Raw genomic sequence first — 19494 nt, 5'->3', positions numbered from 1 at the left:
CCCTTCATGCAATCAATTGATTGAGTAGACACGATGTCAGACATAATTAGTATTAGTGTAAGCCAATATGAGTTTCAGTTTCAATTAAAAATGATATAAAGAAAGCCTGGTATGAAAAAACCAGGCTGGGTTGAAGTGATCTATCTTTTCTTTTTACATAACATGTAGCCAAACACAAACAATTCAATATATCTTGGATACATATGAAAAGAAAAAGACATAAAAAAAAACGAAACTATACGTTTTCGTTTACAAGTCATAAAAATGGCGGTCCGGACGGGACTCGAACCCGCGACCTCCTGCGTGACAGGCAGGCATTCTAACCAACTGAACTACCGGACCATTTTGGTTGCACTCACTGAGCACTACCCATTGGTATATAAAATAATTTGGTTGCGGGGGCAGGATTTGAACCTGCGACCTTCGGGTTATGAGCCCGACGAGCTACCGAACTGCTCCACCCCGCGACGATATAAATATAACAAGCTTGGCGGCGTCCTACTCTCACAGGGGGAGACCCCCAACTACCATCGGCGCTGAAGAGCTTAACTTCCGTGTTCGGTATGGGAACGGGTGTGACCTCTTCGCTATCGCCACCAAACCTGATGGAGAGAATGTTCTCTCAAAACTAGATAACAATGTTCAAGCTTCACATTAGAATATAGGTTAAGTCCTCGATCTATTAGTATCTGTCAGCTCCACGTGTCACCACGCTTCCACCTCAGACCTATCAACCTGATCATCTTTCAGGGATCTTACTTCCTTGCGGAATGGGAAATCTCATCTTGAGGGGGGCTTCATGCTTAGATGCTTTCAGCACTTATCCCGTCCGCACATAGCTACCCAGCGATGCCCTTGGCAGAACAACTGGTACACCAGCGGTGCGTCCATCCCGGTCCTCTCGTACTAAGGACAGCTCCTCTCAAATTTCCTGCGCCCGCGACGGATAGGGACCGAACTGTCTCACGACGTTCTGAACCCAGCTCGCGTACCGCTTTAATGGGCGAACAGCCCAACCCTTGGGACCGACTACAGCCCCAGGATGCGATGAGCCGACATCGAGGTGCCAAACCTCCCCGTCGATGTGGACTCTTGGGGGAGATAAGCCTGTTATCCCCGGGGTAGCTTTTATCCGTTGAGCGATGGCCCTTCCATGCGGAACCACCGGATCACTAAGCCCGACTTTCGTCCCTGCTCGACTTGTAGGTCTCGCAGTCAAGCTCCCTTGTGCCTTTACACTCTGCGAATGATTTCCAACCATTCTGAGGGAACCTTTGGGCGCCTCCGTTACATTTTAGGAGGCGACCGCCCCAGTCAAACTGCCCACCTGACACTGTCTCCCTGCCCGATAAGGGCAGCGGGTTAGAAGGTCAATACAGCCAGGGTAGTATCCCACCGATGCCTCCACCGAAGCTAGCGCTCCGGTTTCCAAGGCTCCTACCTATCCTGTACAAGCTGTACCAACATTCAATATCAGGCTGCAGTAAAGCTCCACGGGGTCTTTCCGTCCTGTCGCGGGTAACCTGCATCTTCACAGGTACTATAATTTCACCGAGTCTCTCGTTGAGACAGTGCCCAGATCGTTGCGCCTTTCGTGCGGGTCGGAACTTACCCGACAAGGAATTTCGCTACCTTAGGACCGTTATAGTTACGGCCGCCGTTTACTGGGGCTTCAATTCGCACCTTCGCTTACGCTAAGCGCTCCTCTTAACCTTCCAGCACCGGGCAGGCGTCAGCCCCTATACTTCGCCTTACGGCTTCGCAGAGACCTGTGTTTTTGCTAAACAGTCGCCTGGGCCTATTCACTGCGGCTTCTCGGGGCTTTAACACCCTAAGAAGCACCCCTTCTCCCGAAGTTACGGGGTCATTTTGCCGAGTTCCTTAACGAGAGTTCTCTCGATCACCTTAGGATTCTCTCCTCGCCTACCTGTGTCGGTTTGCGGTACGGGCACCTCTCACCTCGCTAGAGGCTTTTCTTGGCAGTGTGGAATCAGGAACTTCGCTACTAAATTTCGCTCGCCATCACAGCTCAGCCTTTACGGGAAACGGATTTGCCTATTTCCCAGCCTAACTGCTTGGACGCGGATATCCAATACCGCGCTTACCCTATCCTCCTGCGTCCCCCCATTGCTCAAATGGTGAGGAGGTGGTACAGGAATATCAACCTGTTGTCCATCGCCTACGCCTTTCGGCCTCGGCTTAGGTCCCGACTAACCCTGAGCGGACGAGCCTTCCTCAGGAAACCTTAGGCATTCGGTGGACGGGATTCTCACCCGTCTTTCGCTACTCATACCGGCATTCTCACTTCTAAGCGCTCCACCAGTCCTTCCGGTCTGACTTCACAGCACTTAGAACGCTCTCCTACCACTGTTCGTAAGAACAGTCCGCAGCTTCGGTGATACGTTTAGCCCCGGTACATTTTCGGCGCAGAGTCACTCGACCAGTGAGCTATTACGCACTCTTTAAATGGTGGCTGCTTCTAAGCCAACATCCTGGTTGTCTAAGCAACTCCACATCCTTTTCCACTTAACGTATACTTTGGGACCTTAGCTGGCGGTCTGGGCTGTTTCCCTTTCGACTACGGATCTTATCACTCGCAGTCTGACTCCCAAGGATAAGTCATCGGCATTCGGAGTTTGACTGAATTCGGTAACCCGGTAGGGGCCCCTAGTCCAATCAGTGCTCTACCTCCGAGACTCTTACCTTGAGGCTAGCCCTAAAGCTATTTCGGAGAGAACCAGCTATCTCCAGGTTCGATTGGCATTTCACCCCTACCCACACCTCATCCCCGCACTTTTCAACGTGCGTGGGTTCGGGCCTCCATTCAGTGTTACCTGAACTTCACCCTGGACATGGGTAGATCACCTGGTTTCGGGTCTACGACCACGTACTCATGCGCCCTATTCAGACTCGCTTTCGCTGCGGCTCCGCATCTTCTGCTTAACCTTGCACGGGATCGTAACTCGCCGGTTCATTCTACAAAAGGCACGCCATCACCCTTTAACGGGCTCTGACTACTTGTAGGCACACGGTTTCAGGATCTATTTCACTCCCCTTCCGGGGTGCTTTTCACCTTTCCCTCACGGTACTGGTTCACTATCGGTCACTAGGGAGTATTTAGCCTTGGGAGATGGTCCTCCCGGATTCCGACGGAATTTCACGTGTTCCGCCGTACTCAGGATCCACTCTGGAGAGAACAACATTTCAGTTACAGGGCTGTTACCTTCTTTGGCGGGCCTTTCCAGACCTCTTCGCTTATATCGTTCCTTTGTAACTCCGTATAGAGTGTCCTACAACCCCAAGAGGCAAGCCTCTTGGTTTGGGCTGTTCCCGTTTCGCTCGCCGCTACTCAGGGAATCGCATTTGCTTTCTCTTCCTCCGGGTACTTAGATGTTTCAGTTCCCCGGGTATGCCTTCTCATACTCTATGTATTCAAGTATGGATACTACTCCATTACGAGCAGTGGGTTTCCCCATTCGGAAATCTCCGGATCAAAGCTTGCTTACAGCTCCCCGAAGCATATCGGTGTTCGTCCCGTCCTTCATCGGCTCCTAGTGCCAAGGCATCCACCGTGCGCCCTTTCTAACTTAACCATTTCTTACTTTAGAAAGAATCACTATGTGTGATGAACTTTGCATTGCATTCAATGTGAATGTATTACTTATTGTTATCTAGTTTTCAAAGAACAATCCTGTCTCGCTAGAGACATGTCTTGAAGGAATGATCCTTCAAAACTAAACAAGACGAAAACGCACGCTGCTCCATATATCCTTAGAAAGGAGGTGATCCAGCCGCACCTTCCGATACGGCTACCTTGTTACGACTTCACCCCAATCATCTGCCCCACCTTCGGCGGCTGGCTCCATAAAGGTTACCTCACCGACTTCGGGTGTTGCAAACTCTCGTGGTGTGACGGGCGGTGTGTACAAGGCCCGGGAACGTATTCACCGCGGCATGCTGATCCGCGATTACTAGCGATTCCAGCTTCACGCAGTCGAGTTGCAGACTGCGATCCGAACTGAGAACAGATTTATGGGATTGGCTAAACCTTGCGGTCTCGCAGCCCTTTGTTCTGTCCATTGTAGCACGTGTGTAGCCCAGGTCATAAGGGGCATGATGATTTGACGTCATCCCCACCTTCCTCCGGTTTGTCACCGGCAGTCACCTTAGAGTGCCCAACTAAATGCTGGCAACTAAGATCAAGGGTTGCGCTCGTTGCGGGACTTAACCCAACATCTCACGACACGAGCTGACGACAACCATGCACCACCTGTCACTCTGTCCCCGAAGGGAAAGCCCTATCTCTAGGGTTGTCAGAGGATGTCAAGACCTGGTAAGGTTCTTCGCGTTGCTTCGAATTAAACCACATGCTCCACCGCTTGTGCGGGCCCCCGTCAATTCCTTTGAGTTTCAGTCTTGCGACCGTACTCCCCAGGCGGAGTGCTTAATGCGTTAGCTGCAGCACTAAGGGGCGGAAACCCCCTAACACTTAGCACTCATCGTTTACGGCGTGGACTACCAGGGTATCTAATCCTGTTCGCTCCCCACGCTTTCGCTCCTCAGCGTCAGTTACAGACCAGAGAGTCGCCTTCGCCACTGGTGTTCCTCCACATCTCTACGCATTTCACCGCTACACGTGGAATTCCACTCTCCTCTTCTGCACTCAAGTTTCCCAGTTTCCAATGACCCTCCCCGGTTGAGCCGGGGGCTTTCACATCAGACTTAAGAAACCGCCTGCGAGCCCTTTACGCCCAATAATTCCGGACAACGCTTGCCACCTACGTATTACCGCGGCTGCTGGCACGTAGTTAGCCGTGGCTTTCTGGTTAGGTACCGTCAAGGTGCGAGCAGTTACTCTCGCACTTGTTCTTCCCTAACAACAGAGCTTTACGATCCGAAAACCTTCATCACTCACGCGGCGTTGCTCCGTCAGACTTTCGTCCATTGCGGAAGATTCCCTACTGCTGCCTCCCGTAGGAGTCTGGGCCGTGTCTCAGTCCCAGTGTGGCCGATCACCCTCTCAGGTCGGCTACGCATCGTCGCCTTGGTGAGCCATTACCCCACCAACTAGCTAATGCGCCGCGGGTCCATCTGTAAGTGACAGCCGAAACCGTCTTTCATCCTTGAACCATGCGGTTCAAGGAACTATCCGGTATTAGCTCCGGTTTCCCGGAGTTATCCCAGTCTTACAGGCAGGTTACCCACGTGTTACTCACCCGTCCGCCGCTAACATCCGGGAGCAAGCTCCCTTCTGTTCGCTCGACTTGCATGTATTAGGCACGCCGCCAGCGTTCGTCCTGAGCCAGGATCAAACTCTCCGAGGTATGCAGGATGCATATCACACATGCGTTGCTACACGATGTAGCGAACTTAGCATGTGATCATTTCCTGCCTCGTCAGCGTTTGACTGACTACCTATGATATAACATAGGATTTTTTTATAAATACTCGAATTAACAGGTACGTTTTGTCTTGTTTAGTTTTCAAAGATCATATTTCAAAAAATGGAGCGGGTGATGAGAATCGAACTCACGACATCAGCTTGGAAGGCTGAGGTTTTACCACTAAACTACACCCGCGTGGTTTGTATTGGCGCGCCCGAGAGGAGTCGAACCCCTAACCTTTTGATCCGTAGTCAAACGCTCTATCCAATTGAGCTACGGGCGCTTAATCAGGCGACTTAATTATCTTAACATATCGTTTTTATCAAGTCAACATCTTTTTGAGATTTGTTTATCGCATATGTTTGAATATCTTTGTTTCAAATACGTCATCAGCGACGAATAAAAATATACCATGGATCACATAAAAGGGTCAATACATTTTTCTAAAAAAGTTTCATATTTTTTAAGAAGTGGTTTTTTCTTAGTTAAATAGAGTTGCAATAGCCCTATTTTCTTCCCTTTCTTCATAATCCCAATGATTCTTAAATAAAATCTTTCTAAATCCAAAGGAGGACAAAACATGGTCACATAGAATTTTTATTTATTGGAAAATTCTTAAAATTTTTCAAGCATTTAAAGGGGGTAGGAGATGATGAAAAAGTTCGTCGCTTTTCAAATCATGATCGCTTTGGTGATAGGAGCTCTTATCGGCCATTTCTTTCCTGACTTCGGGATGGCTCTCAGGCCAATTGGAGATGGATTCATCAGGTTGATTAAAATGATCGTTGTTCCTATCGTTTTCTCTACCATTGTTATTGGTGCAGCTGGCAGTGGTGGTATGAAGAAAATGGGCAGCCTAGGATTAAAGACGATCATTTGGTTTGAGGTCATCACAACCATCGTTCTAGGAATTGGTCTATTGCTGGCTAATGTTCTAAAGCCTGGCGTTGGTCTTGATTTCTCTAAGTTAGCTAAGAAAGATATTGGTGAATTAGATGGCTATACGCAGAAAGTCGTCGACTTTAAACAAATGGTACTCGATATCATTCCAACGAATATCGTCGATGTCATGGCTCAAAATGATTTACTTGCTGTCATTTTCTTCGCCATATTATTTGGTGTAGCGGCAAGCGGTATCGGTAAGGCATCCGCTCCTGTTCTCAACTTCTTTGAATCAGTGGCACAAATTATGTTTAAGCTAACGCAGATGGTCATGGTGACAGCACCTATTGGAGTGCTTGCATTAATGGCTGCTTCTGTTGGTCAATATGGCATTGTGTTATTAATCCCGATGATGAAGCTTGTTGGGACTGTATTTTTAGGTTTATTCATTATTCTCTTTGCTTTGTTCCCTCTGGTCGCACTGATCTTCCGTTTTAACTACTTCGAAGTTTTAAAAATGATTTGGGATTTGTTCTTGGTTGCCTTCTCTACTACAAGTACAGAAACCGTCCTTCCTCAGCTTATGTCACGAATGGAGAAATACGGCTGTCCGAAAAGAATTGTCTCCTTTGTCATCCCATCTGGTCTTTCTCTCAATTGTGATGGGTCCAGTTTATATTTATCGGTTTCCTGTGTGTTTCTTGCACAAGCGTTTGGTGTCGACATGAGTTTGTCACAGCAGCTTTTGATGATGCTTGTTCTTGTGTTAACGAGTAAAGGGATTGCAGCGGTGCCATCCGGTTCACTCGTCGTACTTTTGGCAACCGCCCATGCAGTAGGTCTTCCAGCAGAAGGTGTCGCCATTATCGCCGGTGTCGATCGAATTATGGATATGGCACGAACAGGTGTGAATGTTCCAGGTCATGCCGTTGCATGTATTGTCGTATCGAAATGGGAAAAAGTATTCCGCGAGTCTGCTTGGGAAGTTCCAAAAGCAGGTGAGGAAACCAAAGGAATGTAGTGTTATATAAAGGAAAGGGCTTCCCCTTTCCTTTTCTTATGATAAAAATGATTGCTTTAGGACTGCTTTGCCTTGAGGTTGCAGCTGCACTTCTGCATATGCGCCATTAATTAGCGTCATTTGCGGCGGGACATGCCCACAATCTATATCGTAAAAAATGGGGATTTGTAATTCCTTTTGTAATTCTTCATATACATCATGATACTGATACCCTTCCACAGGCACATCTACTGCACTTCGCCCGAACATGATACCTGAACAGTGGTCAAACCACCCGGCTAGTTTTAATTGAACAAGCGATCTCTTCATGCTTGCAGCATTTAATGCGCAGTTTTCGAAGTACCAGAGAATCGGTTCACCTTTTATGAATGTTTCCTGAAAAGCTTTGACGTCTCCAAAAGGAGTCCCCGCTAAATGGCGTATGATATCAATGCAGCCCCCCATCAGTCTCCCCTTCATCTCCATCTCCTGTGGATGAACCGTGCGCCATCTTGTAGGCTCTGTTAAATAAAAGACATGTTGACTCGGGGTGTCATGCTGCCATTCCTTTTGATACTTATATGAAGAAAACTGAGCAATGTCCATCTCCTCTTCTGTGGAAAGCACTTTTTCCCACATAGCAGTCGTTTGATCAGACTCTTCCCCTCGTAAATCCACTAAGTTTGGGCCATGTGCTGTAGCAATGCCTGTTTTTAATGTAAATGCCAGCAAGAGTGCACTCGTATCTGAGTAACCAAGAATCCACTTTTTGTGCATCGATGAGAAATCAAGGTGCTCTAGCACTTCCATTAGAAGCTGCCCTCCCCATGGCGGGATGATGTGATCAATCTCATCACATGTCATCATGTACTGAAGCTCCTTTGCTCGTTCTACGGCAGGGGCAGATTTCGCCTTTTCCTGCTTCCAGACCGTCTCTCCACATATGACATCATAACCTCTTTTTTTCATTCGTTCGCATGAGAGCTGAAACATGTCATGCAAAGATGGCTGTACACCTGAGGATGGTGCTGTGACGCCAATTGTTTGTCCTTTTTGTAATTGTGGAAATTGTATCATCCTATTTCCCTCCATCCTCTCTCAATCTCTCATTTATAAAGAAGATGCCCCCTATTACAAGGGACATCTTCTTTTATTCCTTTTGACGCAGCACAGTATAGACACCTGCAAAGATACATAGAATGCCAATGAATGAGCGTAATCCCATTTCTTCTCCCAAAAGCAGCCAGCCAAGAACGGCACCTACGATCGGTTGAAAGAAAAAGAACAAACCACCGCTTGAGGCATCCATTAATTGAAGCCCTCTATTCCATAAAAAGAATGCTAGAGCTGTTGAGATGATGCCTAGATAAAGAATACCGCCCCAAATCTCCGGCCTTGCCATCTGTTCCACTTCTAGGTGAGGTAAACGAAATAATACAGGCGGTGTTAAAACAATGAATGCAATGATGATCGCATATGTGGTTGTCACCACCTGAGGGTACTTTCCTGGAACACGTTTGAGTAAAACAGACATCAGCGCCCATGTTAAAGCAGCGAAGACCAATGAAAGACCACCAACAAATTCATCTGTCTGTACTGCAACTGGTCCAATCATGAGCCATACACCTGCTGTAGCAAGCAGGATGGATACGCACTTTCGAACAGTCATGGCTTCTTTTAATAGAAAGAAAGCAAACAGCACCATAAACGCAGGAGTTGCAGATGTAATAACAGCCCCCATTTGTGCAGAGGTATACATCGTCCCAATTTCTTGGGTCACGATTGAAAGGAAATTTCCGATCAGCCCAATCAACACCATAAGTGGGATATCTTTTTTATCTAAGCGAAAGGAATAGCCCAAGCGCCAAATGGTGAACACCAAAACGACTCCTGCTACAGCATATCTCATCCAGACGAGCTCAAGTGGCGGAACAACCGCTACTGTTACTTTGACAACAACGTACATGCCGCCCCAAATACTTGCTGCGATTGCTAGGTAAAGGGCACCTATATATTTTTCATTCATCATTTCCACTCCGTTATTGGATATTTTGAGTACCATATCCACAAACGGAGATCACTCTCCGTTATGGACGGAGGGCATTTGGAACATCATGTTCAAACAAAGGTTTCCACAGCATTTGTCGTCACTCCAATTTTTTTATTTTCTGATACTTTATAACAAATTCTGGTTGACTTCAATCCTTTTGTCACCTTTTTTCTTCATATAATAGAAGATAAGCGGCTATTGACATGCTGAATTCGTTTTCATATAGTAAGTAAAACGATAGGTGGTCATGCTGGAAAAGGAGTAGAGGTCGTTGGATATTGAAGCTAGAAAACATATTCCCAGCACGGAACATGAACCATTTCTCGAGGGAATAAAAGATTGTGTGCCAACCCTACTTGGTTATATGAGTATCGGGTTTGCCTTTGGAATTGTTGGAATTAGCGCACAGTTGAGCTTATGGGACATTGCGCTTCTATCAATCTTTATTTACGCAGGTGCTTCACAGTTTATTATCTGCGCACTGCTTGTCACGGGAAGTCCCCTTTCCGCTATTATTCTCACTACATTTATTGTGAATCTGCGTCATTTATTACTCAGCCTGACGCTGGCTCCTCATTTTACACGCTACTCTTTGAAACAAAATATTGGATTCGGTCTATTGCTGACTGATGAATCCTTTGGCGTAGCCATGAATAAATTAGCTCAGCATGGAAAGCTGAATAACCGGTGGATGCATGGGCTGAACATAACGGCTTATTTGTGCTGGATTGCTGCCTGTGTACTTGGCGGCATTTTTGGACACTGGATCTCAAATCCTGAAGCACTTGGTCTTGATTTTGCCCTTTCCGCTATGTTTGCTGCACTGCTGGTTCTTTCTTTGCAAACGGTGCCTAAAAGTAAATTAACCCATCGCCTGTCACTTGTTTTGTATATGGTCGTTACAATGTTTGTTCTGCTTCATTTTGTTCCCTCACACGTGGCTGTTCTGTTAGCCACCATGATTGTCGCAACCATTGGGGTGGTGACAGATAAATGATCAGCAGTTTTATGATGTGGCTCATTCTCGGCTGTATGATTGTCACTGTTATTCCAAGGGTCGTTCCCTTTATATTTGTACGAAGTATCGAGTTGCCTGAAGTGGTGCTTAAGTGGTTATCGTTTATTCCCATTTGTATCTTTACGGCTTTGATTGCAGAGCATTTGTTCATTCATAATACAACAGGCGTCACCATTCACTGGATGTACCTTGCTGTCTTGGTTCCGACTGTCGTGATCGCTGTTTGGACAAAGAGTTTGTCACTTACTGTTCTTGTAGGCGTCATGCTGATGGGGACTGCCAGATGGTTTTTTTAAAAGAAAAAGCTTAACCGCATGTGGTTAAGCTTTGTTTCATTTTACGATTCCGTATACAAATCCATCGTAACCCTTTTCACCAACAGTTTGAATGGCTGTAGCCTCTATTCTTGACTCTTGTTTGAGTAAATTGAAAAATTCACGAGTTCCCTGCACTCGCTCATCCCCATCAGAGTCATGAACAACTGCTCCATTTCTGACGACATTGTCTGCAATAATAACTGTTCCCTTTTTCGAGAAATGTAACGCCCACTTTAGATATTTCGGGTTGTTCGGTTTATCTGCATCAATGAAAATCAAATCGAATGGAAGCACATCCCTCTCTTTTAACTGAGCTAGCGTATTCAATGCCTTTCCTTGCAAAATGCTCACCCGTTCCGATAAGCCCGCTCTGCTAATGTTTTGCTGCGCAATCTGTACATGGTGGCTGACAGCCTCTAATGTGATGAGTTCTCCATCCTCTTCAAGAGCACGCGCCAACCAAATGGTACTGTATCCACCGAGTGTCCCGATCTCTAAAATGCGCTTTGCATTCTTGGTTTTTGCTAATAAATAAAGCATTTTCCCTTGAGCTGGTGACACATCAATTTCTGGCAGGCCTGCTTGCTTATTATGAGTAAGAGCTTGCTCCATAACATCATCTTTAGGGATTAACTTGTCTGTGATATACTCGTCAACTTTCTCCCACACTTGCTTCATCTCAACCATCTCCCTTGATCATGTCTTCTGTCTCGAGTCTACATGATGATAGCGAGCGCGTATAATCAATTCTTTTCACACATCTATTCATTTTATTGATGAAAGACATGTCATGATGGTGACATGAAGCAGTGCCATGTTTTCGGATTTATCGGATTTACTGGTTCAGGTGATTTTTCAAATCCCCTTTTTTATCTTGAAGCTTTCCTTTGGCTTGATCCTTCTCCCCTTCTGCTTTCAGGTTTTGATGATCTGTTGCTTCGCCAAGCTTCTCTTTCAATTGACCTTTGGCTTGATTTGTTTTTCCTTTCGCTTTATCCATATGTCCTTTTTCTTCACTCATTTGTTCCACCTCCACGTTTGATACTATTCATTTAGCCTTTTTCACAGATACAAAACATCTGAGTGTGCGATCCAAGAAACTACAGCAACAAGAAAATCCAGCCAAGGTCGGCTGGATTAAAAAATAATGATCTATAAGATAGACTTAAAAGCTTTAACCTGTTTTACTCTGATCGTACTCAACCAGATCACCTAGAATTTCGTCAATCTGATTCATCATCTCAGTTTCAATTTTCACCTCAGATGCTAAAGCATTCTCCCTCACCTGTTCTGGACTAGAAGCACCGATAATTGCTGCAGAAACGTTCTGGTTTTGCAGTACCCATGCTATCGCAAGCTGAGCAAGAGTAAGATCAACCTCTTGTGCGACAGGCTTAAGCTTTTGGATCGCCTCTAAGGTGTTATTATTCATCCAGCGTTGAGCAAGGTTTTTAAAAAAAGGTTTTCCAGCAGATGAGTTAGCACGCGAATTAGTCGGAAGTGATTTTCCTGGAAGATACTTTCCAGTAAGGATCCCCTGGGCCAAAGGCGACCATACTACCTGGCCAAGTCCTTCACGCTGGCAGGTCGGTATTACATCACTTTCAATGATTCTCCATAACATGGAGTATTGAGGTTGGCTGGCGATAAGGGGGACATTTAGCTCTCGTGCAAGCGCTGCCCCTCGAGTAATTTGTTCTGCTGTCCACTCACTTACACCAATATAGTTCACTTTCCCCTGTCTTACTAGATCTGCGAAAGCTAACATCGTTTCTTCCAGAGGTGTAGTTGGATCAAACCTGTGTGCATAGTAAATATCAATATAATCCGTTTGTAAACGTCGCAAAGAGGCATGACAGTTTTCCAAAATATGCTTGCGCGATAATCCTCTATCGTTTTTCCCAGTACCGGTTGGATGACATACTTTTGTACATAGTTCAATGCTCTCCCGCCGGATCCCTTTTAAAGACCTGCCTAGTATCTCTTCAGCCTTGGTGTCTGAATAAACATCAGCAGTATCAAACGTCGTAATACCAACATCAAGAGCAGCTTTCACACAATCATGGGCAGTTTCTTCATTTATCTTACCACCATGATTAATCCAGTTTCCGTATGCAAGTTTACTAATTGTTAATCCACTATTTCCAAGTTTACTATATTCCATAATAATGCCCTCCTTTTGAAAGAATACTTTCATTATAAAAAGAGGTCGTTAATATGTATAATATATATATTCAGATAAATATATATATATTTTATATAATTAAAAATATTTCCATAAAAAAAGCGCAAAACTGTTTAATCACAATCCTTCGTAATCAATTACACAATAAGCAAGGGTGAAATTTATAGGGGGCATAAAAAATGGATCTGAGACAAATACGTTATTTTATCATGGTTGCTGAAGAACTAAATTTTAGCCGGGCAGCTGAACGTCTTAAAATGGCACAGCCTCCATTAAGTCAAGAAATCCGCAAATTAGAAGAAGAGTTAGGTGTTACGCTTTTTCATAGAACGAGAAGACAGGTTGAACTTTCAGATTCGGGGAGAGTATTTTTAGAAGAAGCCCGCCGTACGCTTCTTCAAGTAGATAGAACGATTAAAGCAACACAGCTTGCAGATGACGGAAGAATAGGTCATTTAACGATCGGTTTCGTTGATTCTACTGATATTGTGATTGATATTATTAAAAGGTTTCGAGATAGTTTCCCTAACATCCATCTTGTCTTATGTGAAATGGCTACAGAACAGCAGTTAAAAGCACTATATAAGAAAGAAATTCAAATAGGATTTATTCGTTCTAACCAAAATAATAAGATACTTACCTCAGAAATTTGTTGTGAGGAATCATTAAGCTTGGTTTTGCCAGAAAATCATCCTTTAGCTTCATTTCCCAAAGTTCCAATTCATTTATTAGCCAATGAACCATTTATCATGTTTCCACGTCATCTAGGTGCATCATTTTATGATTTAATTATCAGCTACTTTTGGGAAAATAGCATAAGTTTAAACGTAGTTCAGGAAGCTATTCAAATGCATACGATTGTGAATTTAGTTGCTGCAGGAATGGGAATCTCTGTGGTTCCATCCTCAGTAGAAAGCGTAAAACGCTCAGGGGTTGTTTATAGAAAAATCCAAGAAACTACACCAAAAGTAAATTTATATGTTTCATGGAGACAAGATGAAACATCAACCGTCGCTGACCACTTTTTAACAGTTGTGAGAGAAGCCTATTTAAGTTCTCAGTCTAAATCATGAAAATCCAGCCAGGGTCAGCTCGATTAAAAAATAATGATCTATAAGACAGACTTAAAAGCTTTCACCTGCTATGTACACGTTTCAGGTATGATAGACATAATGGAAAGAAGGGTTGGTGTTCTATGATTATATCTGAAAACATATTCACCGTTCGTGATTTGACCTATCGTATTCGGTCTGCTGCAATTGGCGATGCCAAGCAGTTATCAGCTCTCAGACTGAAAATTGATGGTGAAACAGAATATTTAGACCGTGAGCCAGGCGAAGCCTTTCTTCATGAAAAAGATTTTCAGGTGTTGATTCAAGATGACACCCAACAAAGCAGGCATTTATTTTTGGTCGCTGATATTGAAGGAGAAATTGTTGGTTTCTCCAGATGTGAGGGACATTCACTCAAGCGCTCTGCTCACAAAGTGACTTTTGGCGTCGCCATACAAAAGGATGCTTGGGGCTATCACATTGGCAAAGAGCTTTTAGCCGCTTCTATTGACTGGGCTGATCAGCAAGGCATCCAGAAGATGTCACTTCAAGTGCTGGAAACGAACCAAAAAGCCATTCGGTTATATGAGCACCATGGCTTTCTGATTGAAGGGGTATTAAAAAATGATAAACGTCTGGCAGATGGACTTTATTACAATACTGTTGTGATGGGCAGGCAGCGGCCAAACTTCTGACTACTTACATCACATAGCCCCATACCATTGAAACCGCACTGTATATTAGAAGCAGCCCCATGACATACTGGAACGGTCTTTCGTAAGCAGTCAAAAAGCGCTTATACAAAGAACCAAATAAGCTCCAGCTAAATGTACCGAGAAATCCAATAAGTGCGAGAATCAGCGTCCATATGACATACTGCATATTCGATTGTCCATATGGCAAAACAAATGTTGAAATCACAGTCAATCCATACAAGATCGCTTTTGGGTTGATAAATTGCAGCATCATACCAGGGATAAAATGATTGTAGCGATCAAGTGTTTCGTCATCCCCGCCTTTACTTTTCATGATTTTGACCGCTAAATAAATCATGTATGCAGCTCCGATGAACGCCATGACCCAGCCTATTTTCGGCATCACTTGATAGAGAATGATATTAAAGAAGCAACTCAAACACAAAATAACGAGAAATCCGATACCCACACCTAAACAAAATCGAAATGTTTGCTTGACCCCATATTTATTCGTAAAAACCATGGCCATGATGTTGTTTGGCCCTGGGGTAAAGCTGCTCACAAAAGCATAGATCAACATAGAAAGAATCATAGTTGCCGCCTCCCTTGTACGTTATTAAGACTTTAATTACTTTATTGCGTATGTTACGTTTTATTGTAACGTTCGGTCTTTATAAAGTAAATAGAGAAAGGAGTTTTTTTCATGGAAGATGTACAATCGATTATTTCTAAAAATGTGAGGCTTCTTAGAGACCAAAAGAAATTAAGCCTCGAAAAGATGGCAGAATTAACAGGTGTCAGCAAAACCATGATTGGACAAATTGAAAGAGGAGAATCAACCCCTACCATCACGACTTTATGGAAAATCGCCAACGGATTAAAGGTATCTTTTAGTGAGCTCATTCACGCACCACAGCCTGAAATCAAAGTAGTACGCAATAAAGATGCACAGATTTTAACGGAAGATGATGGGCGATATCGCGTATATACGACTTTTCCTTTTGATGACCGGGGGAAATTTGAAGTGTACCGAGTAGAAATTGATCCTGGCGGGTCGCTGCATGCAAATGAACACATTGGCGGGACAGAGGAATTGATCACTGTTTTTGAGGGGACGCTTAATGTATCCATTGGTGATGAGCAATACAACTTAAAAGCCGGCGACTCCATTCGTTTTAAAGCGGACCGTACGCATGCATATAAACAAACCGGAGAACAAATGGTCCGGTTGCAAATGATTCTTTATTATCCTCATGAAAAAAGCTGACAGGCTTGTCCACCTGTCAGCTTTGCATTTTATTTAATTAAATCCTGGATCGCGTACCACTGTTCCAGTAAATGTAACACTATATTTTCCTAATCCTAATTCTTTAATAGAGGTTTGTTTTAAAATACCGACCCAGCCATCCTCTGCATATACAATACTTTCTGGGATGTTTGATGTCGTATATGTTCTTGTTACTGAAACAGTTCGACTGGCCTGAGCCGTTATTTCATTGTTTGTTTGCTCCTTTGCTTCCACTGGAGTAGTTGTGACCCCAGCACCCGTTAAGACAATTGCTCCAACCAAAACAGAAGACATGACCTTTTTCATAAAAAAACCCCTCCCTTTTTTTGTAGAACATAATAACCATACCATAATTCAGTACTTATATAAGATATTTTTTCATTTTTTTGAAAATTATGATATGATTGTCTTATGTTGGATAGAGAGTGTTTTATACTTCTGTGCTTTTATCCTCATCTCATTCCGTCAAACAATTGTGAACGGAGGTGATTTCATGAAAAAATGGCTCATCTGTTTTCAACTTGTTTTCCTCTTCACCTTGACGACCACACCACTTGCTTCTGCTGCTTCATGCCCTACAGTGAAACCTTGTGTCATTGATCCTTAAGCATCAAAAAGGTCGATCAAGCCTATTCACTTGATCGACCTTTTTCGTTATGCTTGCTCTGCTTCCCAGCGGGCAACCTCTTCTCTTACTTTAGGAGCGACTTCTTTTCCAAATAGCTCAATGGCTTTTAATACTTGATCATGCGGCATTGAACCAACCGGTACATGAAGCATAAAACGCGTGATTCCCACATTTTTTCTAAGGTGAATCACTTTCTCTGCCACGGTATCTGGATCTCCTACATACAGCGCGCCTTCTAACGTTCTCGCTGCATCAAATGTAGAACGAGTATATGGTCCCCAGCCTCGCTCTCTTGCTAATGTGTTCATCACATGCTGTGTGGAAGGGAAGAATTGGTCTGCTGCCAGTTCTGTTTCTTCCGCAACAAACCCATGCGAATGTGACGCCACGGTTAATTTCTCTGGGTCATGTCCAGCGTGCACTGCCGCTTGCTTGTACAGCTGAACGAGCGGTGCGAATTGTCTAGGACTTCCGCCAATGATGGCAAGTACTAAAGGCAGTCCCAATAATCCAGCACGTACGACAGATTCACGGTTTCCTCCACTGCCGATCCAGATTGGAAGCGGATCTTGAACAGGTCTTGGATATACGCCGACATCTTGAATAGCTGGGCGATGCTTTCCGCTCCATGTAACACGCTCAGACTGCTGTAATTTGAGCAACAAATCGAGCTTTTCTTCAAATAATTCTTCATAGTCATCAAGGTCATAGCCAAAGAGCGGGAATGATTCAATAAATGAACCACGACCTGCCATAATTTCTGCACGCCCGTTTGATAATCCATCTAGCGTTGCAAAATCCTGAAAGACACGAACAGGATCTGCTGATGAAAGGACTGTCACTGCACTTGTCAGGCGGATATTCTTTGTCTGTGTTGCTGCAGCCGCTAAGACAACAGCGGGATTCGATGCAGCGAAATCTTGTCGATGATGCTCACCTACGCCAAATACATCGAGACTGACTTGATCTGCTAAAATAATTTCTTCTACTACTTCTCGAATACGCTGTGCGTGACTGACTGTTTTTCCTGTTTGAAAATCAGGTGTTGTTTCTACAAATGTACTAATTCCTAGTTCCATGAGTGGAACCCCCTATCTTATAAATATGTCACAAATTCAGAGACAGGCTTTCGGTAGCCTCTCGGTTGTCTGCTCTCTACTTTTTCTTTTCCTAGTGTGATCATTAACACAGGAACCAAATCCGAATCGATGTTGAGCACCTTTTTCATTGCTTCAGGGTCAAAGCCGATCATTGGGCACGTGTCCCAGCCCTTGTTTTTGGCGGCGAGCATAAATAGCATCGCAGATAATGAAGCATTGCGGATTGCCTCTTCTTTCTGAAAATCCGCTCCTCTCTGTTCATAAAAGCTCATCGTCTCTCTGACCATTTCTTCGTATTGCTGCGTGTTTAAAATGCCAAGCATTTTCAGACCTTCATAAATGTTCGCCGCTTGCTGATAAGCCTTTGGGTCTCCCAGTACAATGATCGCTGCTGAGGCGGAATGCACTTTATATTGTCCAAATGCGGCTTCTCTTACTTGTTCTTTGAGACCTTCTGTTTGGACGACGACATATTGTGTGTGCTGTAAGTTAAAAGCAGATGGTGCCATTTTGACCTCTTCAAAAATGCTGTTAAGCTCTTCTCTTGAAATCGAGATATTTGGCAAAAAATTTGATGCGGATCGTCTTTCACGTACCAATGTATCAAAGCTGAGTGTCATCTTGTTTCCCCTTTTCGTGAAGTTGTTCTGCACCTAAACCAATTTTTTTTAGTAATTCAATGAGCTGTTCTTTTTCTTCTTTTTCAATAAAGGATAGGTTTTGTGAAATGACATCTGTGTGTTTAGGAAAAATGTCGTCAAACAATTGCTTTCCTTTTTCCGTCAGTAATACATGAAATACACGTTTATCAGAGGGCGCACATTGCCTTTTCACGAGCTCTTGTTTTTCTAGTTTGTTCACGACATATGTCATGCTTCCACTTGGGATTGACAGGATGTCGCTGATCTTTTGGACGGGATGTGGCCCCTTACTATAGAGCAATTCAAGGATCTGAAAGTTTTCAAATCCGATATCATATCGTTCAATGTCTGTTTGAATATTTGTAAAAAGAGCTTGATAGGCTTTCATCCACACGCGGAATAGCCTTAAGTCTAATTCATGTTCATGCTGCACCATGGCAACTACTCCCTTTTTAAGAAATCCTAAAACTAGGATAAATTTATCCTAACACTAGGATATATGATTGTCAACGAGTTTGTTTCATAAAAAAAAGACCACCTCAGGTCAGTGATCCTCTTCTTTTAAGACAAAATGCAATTCAGCTATCTGCTTGTATTGTTTGACTTCTTTTAATGAAAACTTGGATTCTATATCCGCTGGGGAAAACAGAGGAATGCCTCTTCCAATCATGACAGGAGCGATTTGAAGGTAAAGCTCATCAACCAATCCTGCTTTGATGAAAAACTGAAGCAGTTCCCCGCCGCCTACAATCCAGATATGCTGACCTTCTTCATGTTTTAATTTTTTCACAAATGATAAGATATCTTCGCGAATGATGTGAGTTCCTTTCAGACTGTCTTGTAAAGTACGTGACATGATATAACATGTCTTTCCTTCATAAGGAAACTCATCTGGTGACAGCTGTAGAACCTGCTCATATGTATTTCGCCCCATGATCAGCGTATCAACTGACGCATAAAAGTCATCATAGTTCGTATCTTCTTCGCCCTCTGTTCCTATTAACCAATCGAGCCTGTGATCCTCTCTCGCTAAATAGCCATCGATACTCATTGCCCCATAAAAAAGCAGCTTCCTTTTCTGACTCAATTCCATCACTCCCTTATCTTAAATGAGAACATATATTCTATTTCGATTGTATCAGAAAGGAAAGACAAAGTATACATGGATTTTTCATCATCCGTTTTCATGTCTTCAACACCGTGATTCAATAAGGTATCCTCTTCAGGTAATGATATAATAAAATCAGTTCAATC

At 43.9% G+C, this 19494-nt stretch carries 17 protein-coding genes, 4 tRNA genes and 3 rRNA genes; 6 read left to right on the top strand and 18 right to left on the bottom strand.

Going from position 1 to position 19494, the window contains the following annotated elements:
- Positions 1–265 precede the first annotated feature (265 nt).
- The 7 genes from NST39_RS02980 to NST39_RS02950 all read right to left on the bottom strand — a co-directional run bounded on the left by NST39_RS02980 (position 266) and on the right by NST39_RS02950 (position 5667).
- Positions 266–342, bottom strand: a tRNA-Asp gene (locus NST39_RS02980).
- Between the two features lie 48 nt (positions 343–390).
- Positions 391–467: transfer RNA gene (locus NST39_RS02975), tRNA-Met, on the bottom strand.
- Positions 468–485: 18 nt separating this feature from the next.
- Positions 486–601: ribosomal RNA gene (gene rrf, locus NST39_RS02970) — 5S ribosomal RNA — on the bottom strand.
- Positions 602–662: 61 nt separating this feature from the next.
- Positions 663–3593, bottom strand: a 23S ribosomal RNA gene (locus NST39_RS02965).
- 182 nt (positions 3594–3775) lie between these two features.
- Positions 3776–5324 (bottom strand): 16S ribosomal RNA (locus tag NST39_RS02960).
- The 16S, 23S and 5S rRNA genes sit together here with 4 tRNA genes alongside, the layout of an rRNA operon.
- A 181-nt stretch (positions 5325–5505) precedes the next feature.
- Positions 5506–5579 (bottom strand) — tRNA-Gly (locus tag NST39_RS02955).
- Between the two features lie 11 nt (positions 5580–5590).
- A tRNA-Arg gene (locus NST39_RS02950) sits at positions 5591–5667 on the bottom strand.
- Between the two features lie 369 nt (positions 5668–6036).
- Here NST39_RS02950 and gltP point away from each other — a divergent pair.
- Complete coding sequence (gltP, locus tag NST39_RS02945) at positions 6037–7287, top strand: glutamate-aspartate/proton symporter GltP (RefSeq protein ID WP_034620243.1); 1251 nt, start codon at positions 6037–6039, stop codon at positions 7285–7287.
- A gap of 36 nt (positions 7288–7323) precedes the next feature.
- Here gltP and NST39_RS02940 read toward each other — a convergent pair whose 3' ends face one another.
- Positions 7324–8343 carry a S66 family peptidase gene (locus tag NST39_RS02940; protein ID WP_341026934.1) on the bottom strand — a complete coding sequence of 340 codons (1020 nt, stop codon included), beginning with the start codon at positions 8341–8343 and terminating at the stop codon, positions 7324–7326.
- A gap of 73 nt (positions 8344–8416) precedes the next feature.
- Entirely contained in the window at positions 8417–9292 is an 876-nt protein-coding gene (locus NST39_RS02935) for a DMT family transporter (RefSeq protein WP_126742013.1), read from the bottom strand.
- A 295-nt stretch (positions 9293–9587) separates the two neighbouring features.
- On the opposite strand from NST39_RS02935, the gene NST39_RS02930 reads away from it, so the two are divergent.
- A complete protein-coding gene (locus NST39_RS02930) occupies positions 9588–10313 on the top strand; it encodes an AzlC family ABC transporter permease (RefSeq protein WP_341026931.1) in 726 nt (241 codons plus the stop codon).
- Positions 10310–10630: an AzlD domain-containing protein gene (locus NST39_RS02925; protein ID WP_111913392.1), complete on the top strand. Its 321-nt coding sequence runs from the start codon at positions 10310–10312 to the stop codon at positions 10628–10630. Before NST39_RS02930 ends, NST39_RS02925 begins: the two co-directional genes overlap by 4 nt.
- 36 nt (positions 10631–10666) lie before the next feature.
- Here NST39_RS02925 and NST39_RS02920 read toward each other — a convergent pair whose 3' ends face one another.
- From NST39_RS02920 to NST39_RS02910, 3 genes are all read right to left on the bottom strand, one after another.
- Positions 10667–11329 (bottom strand): O-methyltransferase, encoded by a 663-nt coding sequence (locus NST39_RS02920; protein ID WP_341026930.1) that lies wholly within the window; start codon positions 11327–11329, stop codon positions 10667–10669.
- Positions 11330–11486: 157 nt separating this feature from the next.
- Positions 11487–11672: a CsbD family protein gene (locus tag NST39_RS02915; protein WP_065097483.1), complete on the bottom strand. Its 186-nt coding sequence runs from the start codon at positions 11670–11672 to the stop codon at positions 11487–11489.
- 153 nt (positions 11673–11825) lie between these two features.
- Complete coding sequence (locus tag NST39_RS02910) at positions 11826–12815, bottom strand: aldo/keto reductase family protein (RefSeq protein ID WP_283924175.1); 990 nt, start codon at positions 12813–12815, stop codon at positions 11826–11828.
- A gap of 200 nt (positions 12816–13015) precedes the next feature.
- Between NST39_RS02910 and NST39_RS02905 the strand changes: the two genes are divergently transcribed.
- Both NST39_RS02905 and NST39_RS02900 read left to right on the top strand, forming a co-directional pair.
- Complete coding sequence (locus tag NST39_RS02905; RefSeq protein ID WP_341026928.1) at positions 13016–13909, top strand: LysR substrate-binding domain-containing protein; 894 nt, start codon at positions 13016–13018, stop codon at positions 13907–13909.
- Between the two features lie 122 nt (positions 13910–14031).
- Positions 14032–14583 (top strand): GNAT family N-acetyltransferase, encoded by a 552-nt coding sequence (locus tag NST39_RS02900; RefSeq protein WP_341026923.1) that lies wholly within the window; start codon positions 14032–14034, stop codon positions 14581–14583.
- A gap of 4 nt (positions 14584–14587) precedes the next feature.
- On the opposite strand, the gene NST39_RS02895 is transcribed toward NST39_RS02900, so the two are convergent.
- Entirely contained in the window at positions 14588–15175 is a 588-nt protein-coding gene (locus NST39_RS02895) for a LysE family transporter (RefSeq protein ID WP_282062219.1), read from the bottom strand.
- 111 nt (positions 15176–15286) lie between these two features.
- Between NST39_RS02895 and NST39_RS02890 the strand changes: the two genes are divergently transcribed.
- Entirely contained in the window at positions 15287–15850 is a 564-nt protein-coding gene (locus tag NST39_RS02890) for a helix-turn-helix domain-containing protein (RefSeq protein WP_341026920.1), read from the top strand.
- A 33-nt stretch (positions 15851–15883) separates the two neighbouring features.
- Here the strand turns inward: NST39_RS02890 and NST39_RS02885 are convergent, their stop codons facing one another.
- From NST39_RS02885 to NST39_RS02865, 5 genes are all read right to left on the bottom strand, one after another.
- Positions 15884–16177, bottom strand: a complete 294-nt coding sequence (locus NST39_RS02885; RefSeq protein WP_341026917.1) for a hypothetical protein — start codon at positions 16175–16177, stop codon at positions 15884–15886.
- A gap of 348 nt (positions 16178–16525) precedes the next feature.
- On the bottom strand, positions 16526–17578 hold the full coding sequence (locus NST39_RS02880) for an LLM class flavin-dependent oxidoreductase (protein WP_341026915.1): 1053 nt from the start codon (positions 17576–17578) through the stop codon (positions 16526–16528).
- A 17-nt stretch (positions 17579–17595) separates the two neighbouring features.
- Entirely contained in the window at positions 17596–18219 is a 624-nt protein-coding gene (locus NST39_RS02875; protein WP_003214133.1) for a nitroreductase family protein, read from the bottom strand.
- On the bottom strand, positions 18203–18676 hold the full coding sequence (locus NST39_RS02870; protein ID WP_065097488.1) for a MarR family winged helix-turn-helix transcriptional regulator: 474 nt from the start codon (positions 18674–18676) through the stop codon (positions 18203–18205). Before NST39_RS02870 ends, NST39_RS02875 begins: the two co-directional genes overlap by 17 nt.
- Positions 18677–18784: 108 nt before the next feature.
- Complete coding sequence (locus NST39_RS02865; protein WP_260406875.1) at positions 18785–19327, bottom strand: dihydrofolate reductase family protein; 543 nt, start codon at positions 19325–19327, stop codon at positions 18785–18787.
- Positions 19328–19494 lie beyond the last annotated feature (167 nt).

Origin of the sequence: Bacillus sp. FSL W8-0645 (genome assembly GCF_038007905.1) — a bacterium.
Taxonomy (GTDB): Bacteria; Bacillota; Bacilli; order Bacillales; family Bacillaceae; genus Bacillus; species Bacillus pumilus.
The sequence above is the reverse complement of the archived record's forward strand: the minus strand, read 5'-3'. Positions and strand labels throughout refer to the sequence as shown.